At 42.7% G+C, this 726-nt stretch carries 1 protein-coding gene; it reads right to left on the bottom strand.

Annotation, left to right across the window (positions count from 1 at the left end):
- Nucleotides 1-94: 94 nt before the first annotated feature.
- The coding region (locus R8O11_RS27455) for a DUF2989 domain-containing protein (RefSeq protein ID WP_318194906.1) at nt 95-726 on the bottom strand (632 nt) is incomplete at its 5' end.

Here is a 726-nt window from a genome sequence, read left to right as displayed (position 1 = left end):
TGTTAAGAGTGTTTTATCCTTTCATCGTACCGTTAGACCACTCATAATCACCAGCAATAGGAAAAAAACTCCCGGCTAAGCGGGAGTTTTTTGTTTACATGTCTTTAGGGATCATATCGGGCGAGTAACTGCCTTTGCGTATTGCCTTTGCAATCGTATCGGCCAACTCATCTAACTTTTCGTGTTGGTTCGGATCCTCGAAGTGGTACATACGCTGCAACTGCTTTTCATCCGCTAAAGGCACATCAAATCGTTTGGCAACCATCGCCCATAAGTAAGCCTGCTTTTTCTCGCTTAAACCTTGGTTAATGCTTGCCAGTGATTTAAGTATCACAGGGTTTAGGTTGTCTTTGTTTGACAGAGCCAAAGCATTATTGAGCAAGACTAGCGTTTTTTTTGCGTCTCTATTGGTATAGAAAGTGGCTAAGGCATACTGCATTTCTGCAGTATTTAACTGGGGTGTGCCTTCCATTTGTAAAAATTGACGACGTGCTTGTGTATCGCCCGTTTGTGACCAAAGAAAATAGAGTGTCTCTGGTTGTTGAGAACCTTTCAGTTCTTCGACGATACGCTTGAGTTCATCTATGCTGTGTACCAAGGCATTAAAGCGTTGCCTTTTTAGCTCACTTTGATCGATAGGGGTGATCTGAGACGCGAGCTCCAAACATTTGCGATAATCAGCAACGATGCTGTATTCGGTAATTTGGTTTGCTTCTGATGGTTTTT

The sequence above is a fragment of the Vibrio sp. 1288 genome (genome assembly GCF_033344475.1).
This window is presented reverse-complemented; position numbering and strand designations above follow the sequence as displayed.